The 1,077-nt window shown below is 65.5% G+C and carries 2 protein-coding genes and 1 pseudogene; all 3 read right to left on the minus strand.

Annotation, left to right across the window (positions count from 1 at the left end; all coding sequences use genetic code 11):
- On the minus strand, positions 1-165 hold a 165-nt coding region (locus tag BI49514_RS16210; protein WP_145996253.1), incomplete at its 3' end, for a hydantoinase/oxoprolinase N-terminal domain-containing protein.
- 14 nt (positions 166-179) lie between these two features.
- Positions 180-623 carry an acetone carboxylase subunit gamma gene (locus BI49514_RS16215; RefSeq protein ID WP_098730830.1) on the minus strand — a complete coding sequence of 148 codons (444 nt, stop codon included), beginning with the start codon at positions 621-623 and terminating at the stop codon, positions 180-182.
- Positions 624-726: 103 nt separating this feature from the next.
- A pseudogene (locus tag BI49514_RS16645) lies at positions 727-1,077 on the minus strand (hypothetical protein); the annotation flags it as partial.

A 1,077-nucleotide genomic window follows, 5' to 3' on the forward strand; every position in this document is an offset into this window, starting at 1 on the left:
CTCACGGGTCAGGCCGGCCGCCTCGCAGGCGTTGTCGAGTGCCGAGTTGAACCCGAGCGCGAGGTTGTGATGGGTGGTCAGTGCCTTAGACTCGATGTAGTGCTCGTCCCAGGCGAAGAAGCAGTCCGTGAAGGTACCGCCGATGTCTACTGATATGCGTTTCATGTCGAGTCTCCGGTTCAGCTCTGTGCGGCCGGGGCAGTGGCCGCCTCGTCGTAGCGTGGACGCAGGTCGGCGAGGGCGTTCTCGTCGGGTCCGTAGTTGATGACATCGACGGCGTTCTCACCGAAGCGAGCCCATCGTTCCTTGAGGGAGTCGATGTCCCAGATCATGTCGACCGTCGGCGGGTGGCCGGGCGGCAGGTACTCCGCTTCGATCTGCGTTCCGCAGCCCGGGCAGCAGTATTCGAGGATCCGGCAGAATCCCGGGTCGGGCGAGAAGGTGTATTTGTACTTCGTCGGGTCGATGTGCGGGGAGTGGATCTCCTCGGGGTTGCGGTCGTAGACCAGCGTGCCTTCCTTGTAGTTCCCCCGTGCATCGCCGAGGTCGTGAGCGCAGACGCGGCACTGCCAGCGTTCGCTCTCGAGGTCGATGTAGAGGTATTCCGTCATCGGGACTTTCATTGCACTGTTTCCTTCCAGTTCGTCATTGAATGGGTCTGCGGAATTGATGAGCGCCGAGGCGGCCCTCCGTGACCGCCCAGATGGCCCTGCGATCGGGGCCAGGTCAGGCGCGGTCGTTGAGCAGGAGGTCGCCGGTATCGGAGACGACGAACTCCCAGTCCTCGGGCACCCGGGCGGTGAAGAACGGGCCTTCGATGATCGCCGGTCCCACGCCTGCGGCGTTGGGCGCTTGATCTTCGAGGACGACGACCGGGACGTCCGTGCGCTGACCGTTCGTGCCGAGCACCGTGCGGGTCGACTCGGCGACCGCCTTCTCTCCGCCGGTCGGCAGGGTGGTATTGAGCTCGGGGTGCGGAAGCGCGTGCCGGGCGTCGAGTTCGAGGAAGGTCCGCTGGCCCTCGCCGAGGCGGCCGGCATCGGGCAGGCCCTGATCGGCTGAGTGCCGGGCGCCTTC

The sequence above is a fragment of the Brevibacterium iodinum ATCC 49514 genome (assembly GCF_900169265.1).
In the GTDB taxonomy this organism is placed as follows: Bacteria; Actinomycetota; Actinomycetes; order Actinomycetales; family Brevibacteriaceae; genus Brevibacterium; species Brevibacterium iodinum.

Bases quoted from the DNA above. Each gene is read 5' to 3' on its own strand.
- BI49514_RS16215 (WP_098730830.1), bottom strand. From the start codon at position 623: ATGAAAGTCCCGATGACGGAATACCTCTACATCGACCTCGAGAGCGAA.